At 66.4% G+C, this 15,465-nt stretch carries 15 protein-coding genes; 12 read left to right on the top strand and 3 right to left on the bottom strand.

Features of this window, described 5'->3' with window-relative positions; genetic code table 11:
* Positions 1 to 109 precede the first annotated feature (109 nt).
* The 3 genes from MRBLMD1_RS07270 to MRBLMD1_RS07260 are packed head-to-tail and all read left to right on the top strand — an operon-like array spanning position 110 to position 3,227.
* Entirely contained in the window at positions 110 to 1,099 is a 990-nt protein-coding gene (locus MRBLMD1_RS07270) for a LacI family DNA-binding transcriptional regulator (RefSeq protein WP_370871796.1), read from the top strand.
* Between the two features lie 34 nt (positions 1,100 to 1,133).
* On the top strand, positions 1,134 to 2,240 hold the full coding sequence (locus MRBLMD1_RS07265; protein WP_364398514.1) for a GTP pyrophosphokinase: 1,107 nt from the start codon (positions 1,134 to 1,136) through the stop codon (positions 2,238 to 2,240).
* A gap of 9 nt (positions 2,241 to 2,249) precedes the next feature.
* Positions 2,250 to 3,227: a hypothetical protein gene (locus MRBLMD1_RS07260; RefSeq protein WP_364398512.1), complete on the top strand. Its 978-nt coding sequence runs from the start codon at positions 2,250 to 2,252 to the stop codon at positions 3,225 to 3,227.
* Between the two features lie 9 nt (positions 3,228 to 3,236).
* Here MRBLMD1_RS07260 and MRBLMD1_RS07255 read toward each other — a convergent pair whose 3' ends face one another.
* Positions 3,237 to 4,142, bottom strand: a complete 906-nt coding sequence (locus MRBLMD1_RS07255) for an MBL fold metallo-hydrolase (RefSeq protein WP_364398510.1) — start codon at positions 4,140 to 4,142, stop codon at positions 3,237 to 3,239.
* Between the two features lie 196 nt (positions 4,143 to 4,338).
* Between MRBLMD1_RS07255 and MRBLMD1_RS07250 the strand changes: the two genes are divergently transcribed.
* From MRBLMD1_RS07250 to MRBLMD1_RS07225, 6 genes are all read left to right on the top strand, one after another.
* The gene (locus MRBLMD1_RS07250; RefSeq protein WP_224024102.1) at positions 4,339 to 5,391 is read left to right on the top strand and encodes a D-2-hydroxyacid dehydrogenase; all 1,053 of its coding nucleotides are present in this window, start codon (positions 4,339 to 4,341) and stop codon (positions 5,389 to 5,391) included.
* Positions 5,392 to 5,404: 13 nt separating this feature from the next.
* Positions 5,405 to 6,142, top strand: a complete 738-nt coding sequence (locus MRBLMD1_RS07245) for a fumarylacetoacetate hydrolase family protein (protein WP_364398508.1) — start codon at positions 5,405 to 5,407, stop codon at positions 6,140 to 6,142.
* Positions 6,143 to 6,232: 90 nt separating this feature from the next.
* Complete coding sequence (locus tag MRBLMD1_RS07240) at positions 6,233 to 7,030, top strand: IclR family transcriptional regulator (protein ID WP_159634744.1); 798 nt, start codon at positions 6,233 to 6,235, stop codon at positions 7,028 to 7,030.
* A gap of 158 nt (positions 7,031 to 7,188) precedes the next feature.
* The gene (locus MRBLMD1_RS07235) at positions 7,189 to 8,538 is read left to right on the top strand and encodes an MFS transporter (protein WP_159634747.1); all 1,350 of its coding nucleotides are present in this window, start codon (positions 7,189 to 7,191) and stop codon (positions 8,536 to 8,538) included.
* Positions 8,535 to 9,458: an NAD(P)-dependent oxidoreductase gene (locus MRBLMD1_RS07230; RefSeq protein ID WP_268891554.1), complete on the top strand. Its 924-nt coding sequence runs from the start codon at positions 8,535 to 8,537 to the stop codon at positions 9,456 to 9,458. The genes MRBLMD1_RS07235 and MRBLMD1_RS07230 overlap by 4 nt, the downstream gene beginning before the upstream one ends.
* A gap of 175 nt (positions 9,459 to 9,633) precedes the next feature.
* Complete coding sequence (locus tag MRBLMD1_RS07225) at positions 9,634 to 10,269, top strand: PAS and ANTAR domain-containing protein (RefSeq protein WP_159634750.1); 636 nt, start codon at positions 9,634 to 9,636, stop codon at positions 10,267 to 10,269.
* Between the two features lie 21 nt (positions 10,270 to 10,290).
* On the opposite strand, the gene MRBLMD1_RS07220 is transcribed toward MRBLMD1_RS07225, so the two are convergent.
* On the bottom strand, positions 10,291 to 11,313 hold the full coding sequence (locus MRBLMD1_RS07220; protein WP_159634753.1) for a sugar phosphate isomerase/epimerase family protein: 1,023 nt from the start codon (positions 11,311 to 11,313) through the stop codon (positions 10,291 to 10,293).
* Positions 11,314 to 11,446: 133 nt separating this feature from the next.
* Positions 11,447 to 11,836, bottom strand: coding sequence for a CBU_0592 family membrane protein (locus MRBLMD1_RS07215; RefSeq protein WP_364398504.1), 390 nt, complete (start codon positions 11,834 to 11,836; stop codon positions 11,447 to 11,449).
* 257 nt (positions 11,837 to 12,093) lie between these two features.
* Here MRBLMD1_RS07215 and MRBLMD1_RS07210 point away from each other — a divergent pair, with 257 nt between their 5' ends.
* The 3 genes from MRBLMD1_RS07210 to MRBLMD1_RS07200 all read left to right on the top strand — a co-directional run bounded on the left by MRBLMD1_RS07210 (position 12,094) and on the right by MRBLMD1_RS07200 (position 15,440).
* Positions 12,094 to 12,543: a helix-turn-helix transcriptional regulator gene (locus MRBLMD1_RS07210; protein ID WP_364398502.1), complete on the top strand. Its 450-nt coding sequence runs from the start codon at positions 12,094 to 12,096 to the stop codon at positions 12,541 to 12,543.
* Positions 12,540 to 12,959, top strand: coding sequence for a VOC family protein (locus MRBLMD1_RS07205; protein ID WP_159634762.1), 420 nt, complete (start codon positions 12,540 to 12,542; stop codon positions 12,957 to 12,959). The genes MRBLMD1_RS07210 and MRBLMD1_RS07205 overlap by 4 nt, the downstream gene beginning before the upstream one ends.
* Before the next feature lie 111 nt (positions 12,960 to 13,070).
* Positions 13,071 to 15,440, top strand: coding sequence for an excinuclease ABC subunit UvrA (locus tag MRBLMD1_RS07200; RefSeq protein WP_364399311.1), 2,370 nt, complete (start codon positions 13,071 to 13,073; stop codon positions 15,438 to 15,440).
* Positions 15,441 to 15,465 lie beyond the last annotated feature (25 nt).

Below are 15,465 nucleotides of genomic sequence, written 5' to 3'. Positions count from 1 at the left end.
CCTGCAGGGCCCGCAATCCGTGCGAGGCGGGGACTACTACGATCAAAGTATGGATTCCGGGGAACAGGTGCAGCAGCAACGGCCACGGCCGCGGCGGGTGACGGCGGCGATGGTCGCTGCGCGGGCCGGCGTTTCGGTGGCCACGGTGTCGCTGGTGGCCAATGGCAAGACCGCCGGGCGCGTGGCCGAGGACAACATTTCCCGGGTGCGGGAGGCCATTGCGGAGCTGGGATACGTGGTGGACGGGATCGGCAGTTCCCTGGCCAAGGGCGTCAGCTCGATTGTGATCCTGGTGGCGCCGGACATCTCCAACCCGTTCTTCGCCAAGGTGATCGCCGGGGTGCGGGAATCGCTGGGCCCGCAGTACCAGCTGCTGCTGTCCGTCACCGAGGCCGGCGAATTTCCGGAGGCCGACGACGTCCGGCGCCTGATGTCCCTGCGGCCGGCGGGGCTGCTGGTGGACGCACCCAACGCGGGGTTCCTCGAAGACCTCGCATCGCCGTCGCCCCTTGTCCTGCTTGATGCGCCGGGGCTGGAGTCCTACGCGCCCTCCGTGAACCTTGATGTGGCCAGCGGGGCACGCCAGCTGGCGGCGCACCTGGCCGGCGCCGGGCACAGGGAAGCTGCCTATGTGGACAGCGTGACCGGCACCGAGACCTTTGCGGTCCGGCGCGCGGCGTTCCTGGAGGAGGCCGCCTCGCGCGGCATCACCGTCAGCCCCGAACGCATTATCAGCACCACCATCGACGTCGGTGCCGCGGCGGGCGCGTTCGCCGAAGCGTGGCCGGACTGGCAGCGCGCGGGAGTAACCGCCGTCGCCTGCGCCACCGACACCCACGCGTACGGGGTGCTGCAGGAAGCGCGCGTCGCAGGGATCCGGATTCCCGGGGAGCTGGCCGTGGCCGGGTTCGACGACCTGCCCTATTCGGCCACCAGCAATCCGGGCCTGACCAGCGTGCACCTGCCTGCCACGGCCCTGGGCCAGAAGGCCGGGGAGCAGCTGCGCGGGCTCATGGAGGGGAAGTCGCTGGGGTCCGGTGGCGTCACCCTGGAGACCTCGCTGGTGGTGCGCGGCTCCACGTCGGCCGCCGCAACGTAGGCTTCCTGTCGGACCCCGGCCGTAAGCTGGGACCATGCCGAGTAACTGGGAAAGTCTGGACGCACCGCTGCGTGAGTCGGTGCAGCACAACGTGGAAATCTATGAGCGCGTCCGGCCTGCCCTGAAGCTGGTTACCCGTGATGTCCTGCTGGTTTTGCGGGACATGCTGAAGGACAGCGAGGTCACGCCGCTGTTCGTTACCGGCCGCACCAAGACCGTGGAATCCTTCAAGGAAAAGATCTCGCGCACCGAGGAGCCGCTGGAGCCGGGTGGGCGGAGGCTCCTGAAATTTCCGGACCCGTTCCGCACGCTGAATGACATGGTGGGCATCCGGGTGATCACCAAGCTGCCGGCGGAGAACGCCGAGGTGGCCAACATCATCAAGCGCCAGCGGCAGCTTTTCGACTGCCGCGGCGACCGGGAAAAGGACATCGGCTCCATCGAGTCCGGCACCTACGGGTATTCCAGCCGGCACCTGATCCTGCGCACCATCCAGAACGAAGCCGTCAAGGAGTACCAGCAGGTCTTCAACCCGGACCTGCAGCCCAACGGCAGCTACTTTTTCGAGTGCCAGATCCGCACCATTTTCGCGCACGCGTGGAGCGAGATTGAGCACGATATCCGGTTCAAGGCCGAGGACCCGCGCGCCTGGACGCCGCACTTCGACCGGCAGTTCACCGCCACCGCCGCCATGCTGGAAACCGTGGAAACGGCGTTCTCCGACCTTCACGAAAGCTACGAGGAGGTCCGCGGCTACTGGGACATGGACGGCGAGGGCGCGGCGCCGCTGACGCCCAACCGCATCCGGGACGTCTGGCGGACCCTGCTCCCGCACGTGGACCGCAAGGTAGACGACGACTGGGGCTGGGCGGCCGAGCTCCTCGCCGCGCACGGGCTCAACCAGACCATGCAACTGGCCGCACTGCTCAGCGCCAACCAGATCACGGAAGTCCGCAAAGCCCTGGACCACCGCTACTCCCCCGGCCCGGACCGGCTCCTGGATGACCTCCTCCTCTGGCAGTACGGCACCAAGCACATCGACCTCACCGCGGAAGATCCCGACGCCGTCCCCCACCCGCGGCGCGACAGCCTCCTGCGGCGGCTGCGGCAGATTGAGCGGTACAGGATGACGAAGAAGTAGGGGCCGTTGGTGGAACCCGTGCGGCTGGTCCTGTCCGGCTTCGGTGCCGTGGGCCGCGCCTTTGCCGGGGCTGTCCTGGAGCAGGATTCCCTGTTGCACATCGCTGCCGTCCGGGGTCACGGGGCGGAAGCCTTCCTCGCGCCCGGTTCCGCAGTGCCTGCCCGTTCTTTGTGGGTGCCAATCGGTCCGATTGAGGAAACGCTGTCCCGGGCCGCCGCCACTGTCCTGGTCCAGGCCCTGCCATCGTCGCCGGAGGCCCATGCGCGCGCCTTGGAGGAGGCGGCAGCAGCGCTCCGGAGTGGTGTGGATGTGGTGACAGCAACCAAAAGCCACATCCTCAGCCACTGGCGGCACCTTGAGCATGCCGCGGTCGAGGGCGGGAGCCGCATCCGCATCTCCGGGGCCACCGGCGCCGCGCTTCCCACGGCGGACATGGCCCGCGTCGCGCTGCGGGGCATGGGCTGCAACGCTGTCCGGGCCTGCCCCAACGGCACGTCCACGTTTGTTTTGGATGAGCTGTCCCGCGGTGCCGGGCTGGAGTCCGCGGTCCTGGAGGCGCAGGTCCGCGGCATCGCGGAGGCAGACCCTTCCGCGGACCTGTCCGGGAAGGATGCGGCCACGAAGGTGCGGCTTATCGCCGGGCTTCTCTGGAACTGGGACGTGTCCACCATTGCGGTGGGGACGGAGCCCATCGACTCCTCCACAGCCGCCAGGGCGCTGGAGGCCTCCGGGCAAGGCTTGCGTTTACGCGCCGTGGCGTCCGCCTCCCTGGAGCGGCCCATGATCGTCACAGTCCGCTTGGAAGCCGTGGCGCCGGGAGACCCGCTTTTCGCCATTGCTGGACCGGAAAAGGCCATGGTCTTCAGGTGCCCGGACGCCGGGGACATCACCGTCCAGGGCGGCCGCTCCAGCCCGAAGGGGGCGGCACTGGCGATGCTGAAGGACGTACTCAACCTATCCGGGTCAAATACCTCCGGGTTCCGGTAAACCAGCAGGTCACAGGGGAATTACGTCCAAAGCCGCGGGAGCGACAATTTCTCCCGTGTATCCCGCTTTTTCGGCCGCAGGCAGCACCATGGCCAGCCACACCTCCGGAGGCTGAACGGTGGGGGTGTAATGGCTCAGGACGAGCTTCCCCGCCCCTGCAGCTGCGGCTATGGCCGGCAGTTCAAGGACGCTGGAATGCGCTTCGAACAAGTGCTTGGTCAATTCGGCGGCCTGCGGCCCGGGAAGACCGGCAGCGATTCTCTCAACCGCGGAGTTGTCCTGTGTCTCGTGGACCAGAACGTCGCAGTCCTTGGCGAGGGCAATCAGGTTTGCGTCATGGGCGGCAGTGTCGCCGGAAAAGACCACCACCTTGCCCGTGCGTTTAATGGTGAACCGGTACGCATAGGAGTCCGCCACTTCCGGGCCGTGGAACACCCTGGTTGCGGCCACCACCACGTTCTCATCCTCCATGACGGGAGTGATGGTGCCATCCGCAGGCAGTTCGATGTCGTGGCCTTCGACCGCCGGAAACGGGCCAAAACCGCCACCCGCCTGGTACAGGGAGATGTCGTCCTCGAAGCCGGCCAGGAGGTTCCTTGCCTTGGCTTTGGTCCCGGGCGGTCCCCACAGGTCAAGGAACGACAGCGGCGGGCGGGCCGTCCATCCGTGCAGCAGCAGCGCCGGCAGCCCTGAAGTGTGGTCGAAGTGATGGTGGGTAATAAAGACGCTCCGGACCGGGCCGAAGCCGAGCCCCGAGTGGACCAGCTGCCGTGCACTGTCCAGCCCACAGTCCACCAGGTAGACAGCATTGTTGACTACAAGCGCGAGGGCCGGCTGGGCCTCGCCGGGCGCGATGACAGGTCCGCCGTTGACCCCCAGCATGACAAGCCTGTCTTCATGGTCCTTCGAATCCAAAACGTGCTCCCTAAGACGTTGTGACAGTGACCTCGCGGACCCACCTGACTGCAGGCAAACCCGACGACTTCCAAGAATCAGCCAGGAAGCGTCGGGGGAGCAGGCTAATGTCATTCGTTGAAAAACTAATCGCAGTAAAAGAACCATGTGTCGCCAGGTGTTCAATATTTCGAACATCACCCAGTATGCTGTACGCATGACTTCCACCAAGACCGTGGCCATCGCTGTCCCGCTCGAAGCAGAGCTTGTGGACCAGATCCGCGCCGTTGACCCCGCCGTCACTGTCCTTTACGAGCCCGGCCTCCTGCCGCCGGAGCGCTTCCCGGCCGACCACGCAGGGGATCCGGCCTTCCAACGGACGGCTGAACAGGAAGAGCGCTACTGGGCAATGCTCAACAGTGCCGACGTGCTGTACGGCTTTCCCAACGAGAGTCCTGACGGCCTGGCGCGCATCGCCCGGGAAAACCCAAGGCTGGAGTGGGTCCACGCGATGGCGGCCGGGGCGGGCGGAGCGGTCAAGGCGTCGGGCCTGAGCCAGGACGTCCTGCAGAAGTTCAAGATCACCACCTCCGCCGGGGTCCACGCCCTGCCCCTCGCAGAGTTCGCAGCGATGGGAATCCTCAACGGCTTCAAGCGCAGCGCCGAACTTGCCCAGGACCAGGCTGCAAAGGCCTGGCCCAGCCTCCGGGTCCCCACCCGGCTGGTCAATGGATCCAACCTGGTCATCAGCGGCCTCGGCGAAATCGGACTGGAAACCGCCCGGATCGCACGGGCACTGGGGATGAAGGTCAGCGGCACCAAGCGGACCGTGGAGCCCATCGACGGAATCGACCAGGTGGTGGACAACGCCGGGCTTCCCGCCCTCCTGGCCACGGCAGACGCCGTCGTCAACACCCTGCCCGGCACCGCCTACACGGAAAAGCTGTTCAACCGGGACCTGTTCGCCGCCATGAAGCCCGGGACCACCTTCGTCAACGTGGGCCGCGGAACCGTGGTGGACGAGGAGGCGCTGCTGGAGGCCCTGGACAACGGCCAGGTGGGCTACGCCTGCCTTGACGTCTTCGCCGTGGAACCACTGCCCCAGGACAGCCCCCTGTGGAACCATCCCAAGGTCATGGTCTCGCCGCACACCTCAGCCCTCAGCGCCGCCGAGAACCGCCTCATCACCGAACGGTTCTGCAGCAACCTCCGGACGTTCCTCGACGGCGGCGACCTCCCCCACCTCGTGGACACGGTCCACTTCTACTAGGACAGGCAGAGAAGTGCGCATCGCCAGAATCCAGACAGCAGCAGGCCCGCAGCACGCCGTTGAAAGCGACGGCACCTGGCACCACATCATCGACCCCTTTGAGGAAACCCTCCGTTACACCGGCGGCACCACCACCCACAGCGAGGCAACATTCCTCGCCCCGGTGACGCCCGCCGTCGTCCTGGGCATTGGCCACAACCGGACCCTGAATGCCCACCCACTGCCCATCCAGGCGTGGCACAAGTCCGTCCACACCGTCGCCGGACCCGGCGACACCATCACCGCGGTCCGCGGCAAAGGCACGGTCAATGCCGAGGGTGAACTCGCCGTCGTGATCGGCAGGACAGCCGCCAGCCTGACCGCGGAGGACGCCCTGGACCATGTCCTGGGCTACACCTGCGTCAACGACGTCACCAACGTGGACCAGAACGCGGTGGATGAGCGGAACTTCCAGGGCAAGGCCGGCGTCAACTACACACCCTTGGGCCCCTGGATAGAAACCGGACTCCCGGATCCCGAAAAGGTGGCCATCGACGTTTACGTCAACGGGACAGCCAAGGCCAGCTCCGGGACCTTCAACCTCCCCTCCACGGTGGTGGACTGCCTCGTTTACGTCACTTCATGGCTGACCCTGGAACCCGGCGACGTGGTGATGACCGGAGCGCCCGCCACAGTGGTACCCGTCGAGCCCGGGGACCGGGTGGAGATCGCAGTGGAGGGCATCGGGACCCTGGGCAGCCCGGTGGCCTGACGGCGCCGTGAACCGCCGCGGCCCTTATGATGGATTGCGTTCAGTTGACTGAACGGAACCGCAGTCTGCCCTGGCGACCTAAGGAGAATCATGGCCGATTCCCACATCCCCGCTTCATCCGACAAAGCGGGAGCCACCTCGCCGGCGCCGGCCGTCACCCGGGCAGCAGCCGTCCTGGATGCCCTTGCCGCCTCGGCCACCGGCCGCCTCACCCTGAGTGACCTCTCGCGCGAAGTGGGAATCCCCAAGTCCTCCACCTCCAACCTCCTGCTGGCGCTGGAGGAGGCCCGCCTGATCAGCCGGCAGGGCTCGGAGTTCACGCTGGGCCGCAAGCTGGTGGAACTGGGCGCCGCGTATCTCGGCCGGATGGATGAGGTGCAGGAGTTCTACCGCTACTGCGAGCAGGCCTCCGTCCTGTCCCGCGAAACGGTGCGGATCGCCATGCTGGATGGCACCAACGTCATTTACCTGGCCCGGTATGAGGGCCACCCCGCCGTGCGGCTCACGTCCAACATCGGCGACAAGATGCCGGTGTCCCTGTGCGCCGTGGGCAAGGCCCTGATCGCGCGGCTGCGTGACCATGACCTGGAGGAAATGTTCCCGGATGACGCCGAACTGCCGGTGCTCACCCCCAAATCCCTGCGCACCGGCGCGGAACTGAAGGCGCAGCTGAAGGAGATCCGCGAGCAGGGCTTTGCCTTCGAGGACGAGGAATCCACCACCGGCGTGGTGTGCCTCGCCGTCTCCGTCCCCACCCGCGGCGCCCACGGTCCCAGCCTGGGCCTGTCCGTGACAGCCCTCAAGGCCACTTACACGCCGGAGCAGGGCTCCCAAATGGTCAAGGAACTGCAGGAACTGGCCCACTCCTTGGGCAACCCGATGGGCTAGGCCCGGGCCGGCCCAGCGGCTTTCCGTAACTCAAAACCAAAAACTGTTGCCAGTTGTTCAGCTTGCTGTATTGTGTTCAGCATAGTGATCGACACAACAGGTGTTGCCGCTATCCCACCAGGCCAACGGGGGCCTGGAGTGCATTAGAGGGAGTTTTCGTGACAACTCGTACTAACTCACCGCAGGCCACCACGGACGGCGCCGTCGTCGATCCGGACCAGCTGCGAAGGGCAACACTTGCCAGCTCCGTAGGGTCCGCCCTGGAGTACTACGACTTCTACATCTACGGCCTGGCCTCGGCCCTGATCTTCGGACCACTGTTCTTCGCCCCGCTGGGCGAGAGCGGAGCCGTTATCGCCTCCTTCGCCACGTACGGCGTCGGATTCGCGGCACGGCCCTTCGGCGGCGTGGTCTTCGGCCACATCGGCGACCGCTTCGGCCGCAAGATGGTGCTCATCCTGACCATCGGCCTGATGGGCCTCTCCAGCTGCGCCATCGGCCTCCTGCCCACCTTCGACCAGGCGGGAATGCTGGGGGCGGTGCTCCTGGTGACGCTGCGCATCCTCCAGGGCCTGGGCGCCGGCGCCGAGCAGGCAGGTGCCACCACCCTCATCTCCGAGGTGGCCCCGCGCCGCCGTCGTGGTTTCTTCGCTTCGCTGCCGTTCGTGGGCATCCAGCTGGGCACCCTCCTGGGCGCCGGCACCTTTGCCCTGATGGCCCTGGCGGACAAGCAGGTCCTGCAGGGCTGGCTCTGGCGCGTTCCGTTCCTGGCCAGCATCATCCTGATCGCGATTGCCGTCTTCATCCGCCTCCGACTCAAGGAGACCCCGGTCTTCCAGGAACTGGAGAAGCACAAGGCCGTGGTCAAGAACCCGGTGGGCCAGATCTGGAAGCACTCCAAGAAGAACGTGCTGGTGGGCATTGGCCTCCGCATGGGGGAAAACGGCAACTCGTCCATCTACTCCGCGCTGCTGGTGTCCTTCATCAGCATGCCGGCCGGCGTCTTCCCCGGCGACAAGTTCATCGGCCCCACCGGCCTGCTGATCGCCGCGGGCTTCGCAGCGGTGCTGGTTGTTGCCTTCGGCGCCCTGTCCGACCGCTTTGGCCGGGTTCCCGTGTACCGCTACGGCGCGCTCTTCCAGGCCGTCATCGCCCTGCCGGCGTTCTACCTGGTGACGCTCGGCAACGTGGCCCTGGTCTGGGTGGTCATGGTGGTGGGCATCGCCCTGGGCGTGCAGTCCATGCTTGGCCCGCAGTGCGCCCTGCTCCCGGAACTCTTCGGCTCGCAGCACCGCTTCACCGGCGTGGCCCTGAGCCGTGAACTTTCGGCCGTGCTCGCCGGCGGCTTCGCCCCGATGATCGGCGTCGCGCTGCTGGCGGCCACCAACCACTCCTGGCTGGTACCCGCGCTCTACTCGCTGGTCCTGGCGGCTATCTCGTTCGCCACCACCTTCTTCACCCCGGAAACCAACGGCCGCGACCTGGTGCTCGTGGAGGATGCCAAGTGACCATCGGCAACGCCGCCCCCACGGACCCTGCGCCCAAAAGTGCGGGGTTCGTCGGGCTGGGGCTGATGGGAGCGCCGATGGCCGCCAACCTGCTCACGGCAGGGTGGAACGTCACGGGCTGGAACCGCTCCCCCGGCGCCGTCCGCGATCTCGAGGCGCTGGGCGGGAACGCCGCCAGCCACGTTGCGGACCTTCGGGACGAGCCCGTCATCATCTTCATGCTCCCCGATCTCCCCTTCATTGAAGAGGCTGCGGCGGGGCTCCTGGAGGCGTGGCGGGCGGCGCCGCCCGCACCGGGAACACTCGTTGTGGTGATGAGCAGCGTGTCGCCGGTTGCGGTGCGGGCCTTCGGGCTCGCCGTTGCGGATGCCAGCGGCGGAAGCGCCTCGGTGCTTGATGCCCCGGTCAGCGGCGGCACGGTCGGCGCGCAGCGGGGAACCCTCGCCATCATGGCCGGCGGTTCCCCGGAAGACTTCAGCCGGGCCCTCCCGGCTTTGGAGGCAATGGGGACCTCCGTCCGCCGGCTGGGTGACCTGGGTGCCGGCTCGCTGGCCAAGGCGTGCAACCAACTGATCGTGGGAACCACGACGGCGGCACTCGCCGAGGCTGCCGAGCTTGCGGAACGCTCCGGGCTGGATGTGGAAGCCCTCTTTGAGGTCCTGTCCGGCGGCCTCGCCGCCAGCAGGGTGCTGGAGGTGGTGGGCCCCCGGCTCGCGGCAAAGGATTACACGCCGACAGGGCCGGCGAAGTTCATGCACAAGGACCTGTCCTTCGTGCTGGAAAGCGCCGCAACTGCCCGCACCGCCACACCCATGGCTTCCGCCGGCGTCGACCTGTACGCGGAACTGGTGGCGCAGGGCCTTGGCGATCTGGACCTGGCCGTGGTGCGGCAGGCGATCGCCACCCTGGGCCGGCATTGAGCTGCGGGACCCCGGAATGCCGGGGTCCCGCCGTCGTTAGTGGCCCCAAAGTGGGCCATTCCGGCACCGGTCCACGGGTTCGAAAGCGGGACGGCCGTTTAAACCCTGCTATATTCTGGTGTTTTCAGGCCCGGGCGCAGGGGAGCCGGGCTACAGCACGTCGAACGGCCCTTTATTGAAACCAAGCAGCAGGCACCCAGATTCCGCGCAGGGTAACGTCCAGCACACGGATTTCCTCAACTGCCCCACCGGATTCGTTGAGTACTACTTCGCGGACGGGGTCTTCCGCTGGTCGGACGGGCTGTACCGCATCTACGGGTACGAACGGGGCGAGGTGGTCCCGACCATGGAGATGGTGCTTCCCCACGTCGAGCCCGAAGACCGGCCAAGGGTGCAGGCCTACTGGGACCATGTGTCCACCCAGGGCGGACCGTCATCCATGTACCTGTCCATCCGGGACCGCAAGGACCACCAGCACAAGCTGCTCTACTCCGCCGACTACATCATGGACGGAGACACCCCGATCGGAGTCTGGGGCGTGGTGGTGGACCTCACGACGTCAATCCACACGGACCGGCACCAGCTCGCCACCGAGGCGGTGGCGGCGTCGGCGCTCAACCGGGCGGTCATTGAACAGGCCAAGGGCGTCCTGATGGGCCGCACCGGTGTCACCGCCGACCAGGCCTACGAGCTCATCAGCCAGCTGAGCCAGGACACAAACCGCAAGGTCTACGCTGTTGCCCAGGACATCGTGGACCGTGCCACCGTCCGCGCCGGCGATCCGGACGCGCAAAGCCATCCCCTGCTGTAACCGCAGGGAAGAACAGGCCTTCTACGCTGAAGTGGAGGCCAGCGACTCCCGCAGTGCCGCGTCCGCGTCACGCAGGACTTTCGCAGCTACCTGAAGGCCCTCGATCCGGCCGAGTGAAACGTCCTCGTGCTCGATGTTGACCAGCATCTCCGGGTCCACTTCGTGCAGGGCGCGCAGGAACTCCGTCCAGTAGGCGGTGTCATGGCCGCGGCCCAGGGCCACGAAGTCCCAGGCGGAGTTCCGTGGCCATTCGTTGGCCCATTCGTCACCGCCCAGGTTGGTACGGTTCTCGTCCGGGGACAGCCGGCGGAAGCTGTTGTCCAGTACCCCGTACAGTTCGGCATTTTCTTTGTTGATGCGGACGTCCTTCGCGGCAGCCTGGAATACCAGGGGGCCCAGTTCGCGGACCACTGCCACCGGGTCCATCTGCTGCCAGAAGAGGTGGCTGGCGTCCAGTTCCACACCCACATGCGTGGCGCCCGTGAGCCCGATCAGCTTCCGGACGTCGGCGGTGTTGAACACCAGGTTCTGCGGGTGCAGTTCAAGGGCCACCTTGACCTCGAGCTCGCGCGCCAGCTGGTCGATCTCTTTCCAGAACTCCGCCGCAATCTCCCACTGGTAGTCCAGGACGTCCAGTGCGGCCGAGTTCCAGGCGTTGACGATCCAGTTGGGAACGGTCGCCCCGGGCTCGCCGCCGGGCAGACCGGACATGGTGACCACGCGGGTCTGGCCCAGCCGGTGCGCCAGCCTGATGGAGCGGCGGATGTCCCCGGCATGCTTCTCCCCGATCTCCGGATTGGGGTGCAACGGGTTGCCGTTGCAGTTCAGGCCCGCAATGGAAACGCCGGTCCCTTCAAATAGCGCCAGGTAGTCATCACGCGCCGCGTCACTTTCCAGGATCTGGTCAAAGGTGGGAACGTGCACCGGGGGAAGGAAGCCGCCGGTATTGATCTCGATTCCCGTCAGGCCCAGGTTGGCGATGACCGTCAGCGCCTCGGGCAGTGGACGGTCATGCAGGATCGCGTTGTAGACACCAAGCCTCATGGGGTTCTCTCCTTTGAAAGGCCACTCCTGATAATGGAGCGCTCTAACAAGGTATGAGAGACAGTTTGTCCTGTCAATAGGTCTTTTGGGCGGGAGCCCTAAGGCGCCTGCGGCGCGGACCGCCGTCGTTGGCCTAGACGGCCAGCCGCGGACCATCCGCCAGGACGGGTGCGGAACCGACGACGGGCAGGGCATCGGTGAACGCCTCAACGACGGCCAGCTGGCCGGTGGAGTCCGGAACGCCCGGGTACTGGACATGCGCGGCTTCAACCGGCTCGGCGGCCGCTTCCTCCGAACGCATGCGGACCAGCGCCACCGCAGAGATTAGGAACCAGGCAACATTGGTGACCACTGACGGCCAGGCGCCGTGCAGGGTTCCATTGATGATGAAGGCGACAGAGCCAAAGAGGTTGGCGGTCTGGAAGCCCTTGCCGGCCTTCAGCCACCCCATGGAAACAGACAGGTATGCACTGAGAATCGCAACCGCGCCTGCCCAGCCGGCAATTTCCCACAACAGTTCCATGGCGTCCTTCCAAGGTGGTGCCTGCGCAGTATCAGGGCAGGGCTCAAGAGGTGGTTCAAGGTTGGGTTTCGCCGGATGCCGTTCCGTGGGAACCTGCATCATCCAGCTCTGCGTTGACTCGAGCCCTGTTCGGGCGAGGACCTCTTACGCTGGCCGGCGGCATAATCATATCCCGCGCGCGGACGCCCAAATTACTGCCGATACGTGATACTCCCCACGTCTGGACAAGGCCCGCGCGGCGTAGCACGATCGAAGCTGTGACCAGCAGTCCTGCACCCGATCCCTACCTCCGTGAACTCACCCAGCTGAGGCGCGTCAAAGACCGGATGGACCGCGAATATGCCCAGCCGCTGGACGTCGAATCCCTTGCCAGGGATGTCCATATGTCGGCCGGCCATTTCAGCCGCCGCTTCAAGCTGGCCTACGGCGAATCCCCGTACAGCTACCTCATGACCCGCAGGATCGAACGGGCCATGGCGTTGCTCCGCAAAGGCGACCTCAGCGTCACCGAGGTGTGCTTCGCCGTCGGCTGTTCCTCGCTGGGCACCTTCAGCACCCGCTTCAGTGAACTGGTGGGCATGCCGCCGAGCGTCTACAAGCAGGGGGCAGCGGAGTCGACGGCGGGGATCCCGGCCTGCGTGGCCAAGCAGGTCACCAGACCGGTCAGGAATCGAGAAGCGCCGGCGCGTGAGCCGTCACTAGCATGACTGCCATGGACATCAACATTTCTTCCACCTTCCTTCCCGCCACCGATCCGGACGCCTCCCTGGCGTTCTACCGCGACGCCCTGGGCTTCGAAATCCGCAACGACGTGGGCCGCGGCACCATGCGGTGGATCACCGTGGGCCCCGCCGGCCAAAAGGACGTCTCCATCGTCCTGCACCCGCCGGCAGTGGACCCCGGCATCACCGAGGACGAGCGCCGCACCATCACCGAGATGATGGCCAAAGGCACCTACGCCACCATCGTCCTCTCCTCCCCCGACGTGGACGCCGCGTTCGCCAAGGTGGAGGCAACCGGGGCCGACGTGGTCCAGGAACCCATCGACCAGCCGTACGGCATCCGCGACTGCGCCTTCCGCGACCCGGCCGGCAACACGGTCCGCATCAACCAGCAACCCTAGGCATATAAACAAGCACGTATATAACGGACGACGCCGGAACGGGGCTGCCAGCGCAGCTCCGTTCCGGCGCCGCTCCAGGAAGAGGGGGACACCTTGAGCACGGAAGCAGACATGGAAACCAGGCAGGCGGCGCACGTAGCCGACAGCCACGACCTGATCCGGGTCCAAGGCGCCCGGGAGAACAACCTGAAGGACGTGAGCCTGGAGCTGCCCAAGCGCCGGCTGACCGCGTTTACGGGTGTTTCCGGCTCCGGCAAGAGCTCGCTGGTGTTCGCCACCATCGCCGCCGAGTCGCAGCGGATGATCAACGAAACCTACAGCGCGTTCGTGCAGGGGTTCATGCCCAGCCTGGCCCGGCCCGACGTGGACCGGCTGGAAGGCCTGACCACAGCCATCATCGTGGACCAGGAGCGCATGGGCGCCAACCCGCGCTCCACCGTGGGCACCGCCACCGACGCCAACGCCATGCTCCGGATCCTGTTCAGCAGGCTGGGCAAGCCCTACGTCGGCCCGCCCACCGCCTTCTCCTTCAACGTGCCCACCCGCAAGGCCAGCGGCATCATGAGCACCGAGAAGGGCGGCCGGGTGGAAAAGAACGTGGTCCGCCAGGTCACCTACCTGGGCGGCATGTGCCCGCGCTGCGAGGGCATGGGGAACATCAGCGACATCGACCGGACCGCCCTCTACGACGACTCGAAGTCCCTTTCCGAAGGAGCGCTCACTGTTCCCGGCTACTCCATGGATGGCTGGTACGGCCGCCTGTTCGAGGGCATGGGCCTGCCCATGGACAAGCCGATCGCCAAGTTCACGGCGAAGCAGCTGGACACGATGCTGTACGCCGAGCCCACCAAGATCAAGGTGGAAGGCGTCAACCTCACGTTCGAAGGGGTCATCCCCAAGATCCAGAAGTCCATGCTCTCCAAGGACGTGGAGGCCATGCAGCCGCATGTGAAGCGGTTTGTGGAGCGCGCCGTCACGTTCGCCACCTGCCCGGACTGCGGCGGAACGCGGCTCACGCCGGAGGTGCTCAACTCGCGGATCAACGGCAAGAACATCGCGGACCTGTGCACCATGCAGATCAGCGACCTGGCGCAGTGGATCCGCGGGCTGGACGAGCCCTCGGTCCGGCCGCTGCTCGCCGGGCTCCGGGACCTGATGGACTCGTTTGCCGAGATCGGCCTGGGCTACCTCTCACTGGACCGCCCGGCCGGCACCCTCTCCGGCGGCGAGGCACAGCGGACCAAGATGATCCGCCACCTGGGCTCCTCCCTCACCGATGTCACCTACGTTTTCGATGAACCCAGCATCGGCCTGCACCCGCACGACATCGAGCGGATGAACACGCTCCTGCTGCAGCTGCGGGACAAAGGCAACACCGTCCTGGTGGTGGAGCACAAGCCGGAGATGATCGCCATCGCCGATCACGTCGTCGACCTCGGTCCCAAGGCCGGCACCGGCGGAGGCGAGATTGTCTACGAGGGCGACGTGGACGGGCTGCGTTCCAGCGGCACCATCACCGGGCGCCATCTGGACGACCGCGCCCGCCTCAAGGAGTCCTTCCGGAACGCCACGGGCGCCCTGGAGGTCCGTGGCGCGTCGACCAACAACCTGCAGGACGTCGACGTTGATGTGCCGCTGGGCGTGCTCTGCGTGGTGACGGGCGTGGCCGGGTCCGGCAAGAGCTCCCTCATCCACGGCTCGCTGGCAAAGCGCGAAGGCGTGGTCGTCATCGACCAAGGGGCCATCAAAGGCTCACGGCGGAGCAATCCGGCCACCTACACGGGGCTGCTGGAGCCCATCCGGAAGGCGTTTGCCAAGGCCAACGGCGTGAAGCCGGCGCTTTTCAGCTCGAATTCCGAAGGCGCCTGCCCCACCTGCAACGGCGCCGGGGTGATCTTCACCGAACTGGGCGTCATGGCCACGGTGGAGTCCACCTGCGAAGACTGCGAGGGCCGCCGCTTCCAGCCCGCCGTTCTCGAATACACCCTGGGCGGCCAGAACATCGCAGATGTCCTGGACATGTCCGTGGACGCGGCATTGGCCTACTTTGCCGAGGGGGACGCCAAAACGCCCGCCGCGCACAAGGTCCTGGAACGCCTGGCGGATGTGGGCCTGGGCTACATTTCACTGGGCCAGCCGCTGACCACCCTGTCCGGCGGCGAGCGCCAGCGGCTGAAGCTGGCCACCCAGATGGCTGAGTCCGGGGATGTCTACATCCTTGATGAGCCCACGGTGGGTTTGCACCTGGCGGACGTGGAACAGCTGCTGGGGCTCCTGGACCGGCTGGTTGACTCCGGGAAGTCGGTCATCGTCATCGAGCACCACCAGGCGGTGATGGCGCACGGTGACTGGATCATCGATATCGGTCCGGGAGCAGGGCACGACGGCGGCAGGATCGTCTTCGAGGGCACCCCGGCTGATCTGGTGGCCGGCAGGGCCACGCTTACCGGCCAGCATCTGGCGGCGTACGTCGGTGCGTGAAGCGGGCGGCTGGGCCTACTTAGGG

It is taken from the genome of Pseudarthrobacter sp. LMD1-1-1.1, from assembly GCF_040676255.1.
Classification (GTDB): Bacteria; Actinomycetota; Actinomycetes; order Actinomycetales; family Micrococcaceae; genus Arthrobacter.
Note: the sequence above shows the minus strand (reverse complement) of the source record. Positions and strands in the feature narration are given on the sequence as shown.

Coding starts and splice junctions, on each gene's coding strand:
- MRBLMD1_RS07270 (WP_370871796.1), top strand. CDS start 110: ATGGTCGCTGCGCGGGCCGGCGTTTCGGTGGCCACGGTGTCGCTGGTG.
- MRBLMD1_RS07265 (WP_364398514.1), top strand. CDS start 1,134: ATGCCGAGTAACTGGGAAAGTCTGGACGCACCGCTGCGTGAGTCGGTG.
- MRBLMD1_RS07250 (WP_224024102.1), top strand. CDS start 4,339: ATGACTTCCACCAAGACCGTGGCCATCGCTGTCCCGCTCGAAGCAGAG.
- MRBLMD1_RS07240 (WP_159634744.1), top strand. CDS start 6,233: ATGGCCGATTCCCACATCCCCGCTTCATCCGACAAAGCGGGAGCCACC.
- MRBLMD1_RS07220 (WP_159634753.1), bottom strand. CDS start 11,313: ATGAGGCTTGGTGTCTACAACGCGATCCTGCATGACCGTCCACTGCCC.
- MRBLMD1_RS07215 (WP_364398504.1), bottom strand. CDS start 11,836: ATGGAACTGTTGTGGGAAATTGCCGGCTGGGCAGGCGCGGTTGCGATT.
- MRBLMD1_RS07205 (WP_159634762.1), top strand. CDS start 12,540: ATGACTGCCATGGACATCAACATTTCTTCCACCTTCCTTCCCGCCACC.
- MRBLMD1_RS07200 (WP_364399311.1), top strand. CDS start 13,071: ATGGAAACCAGGCAGGCGGCGCACGTAGCCGACAGCCACGACCTGATC.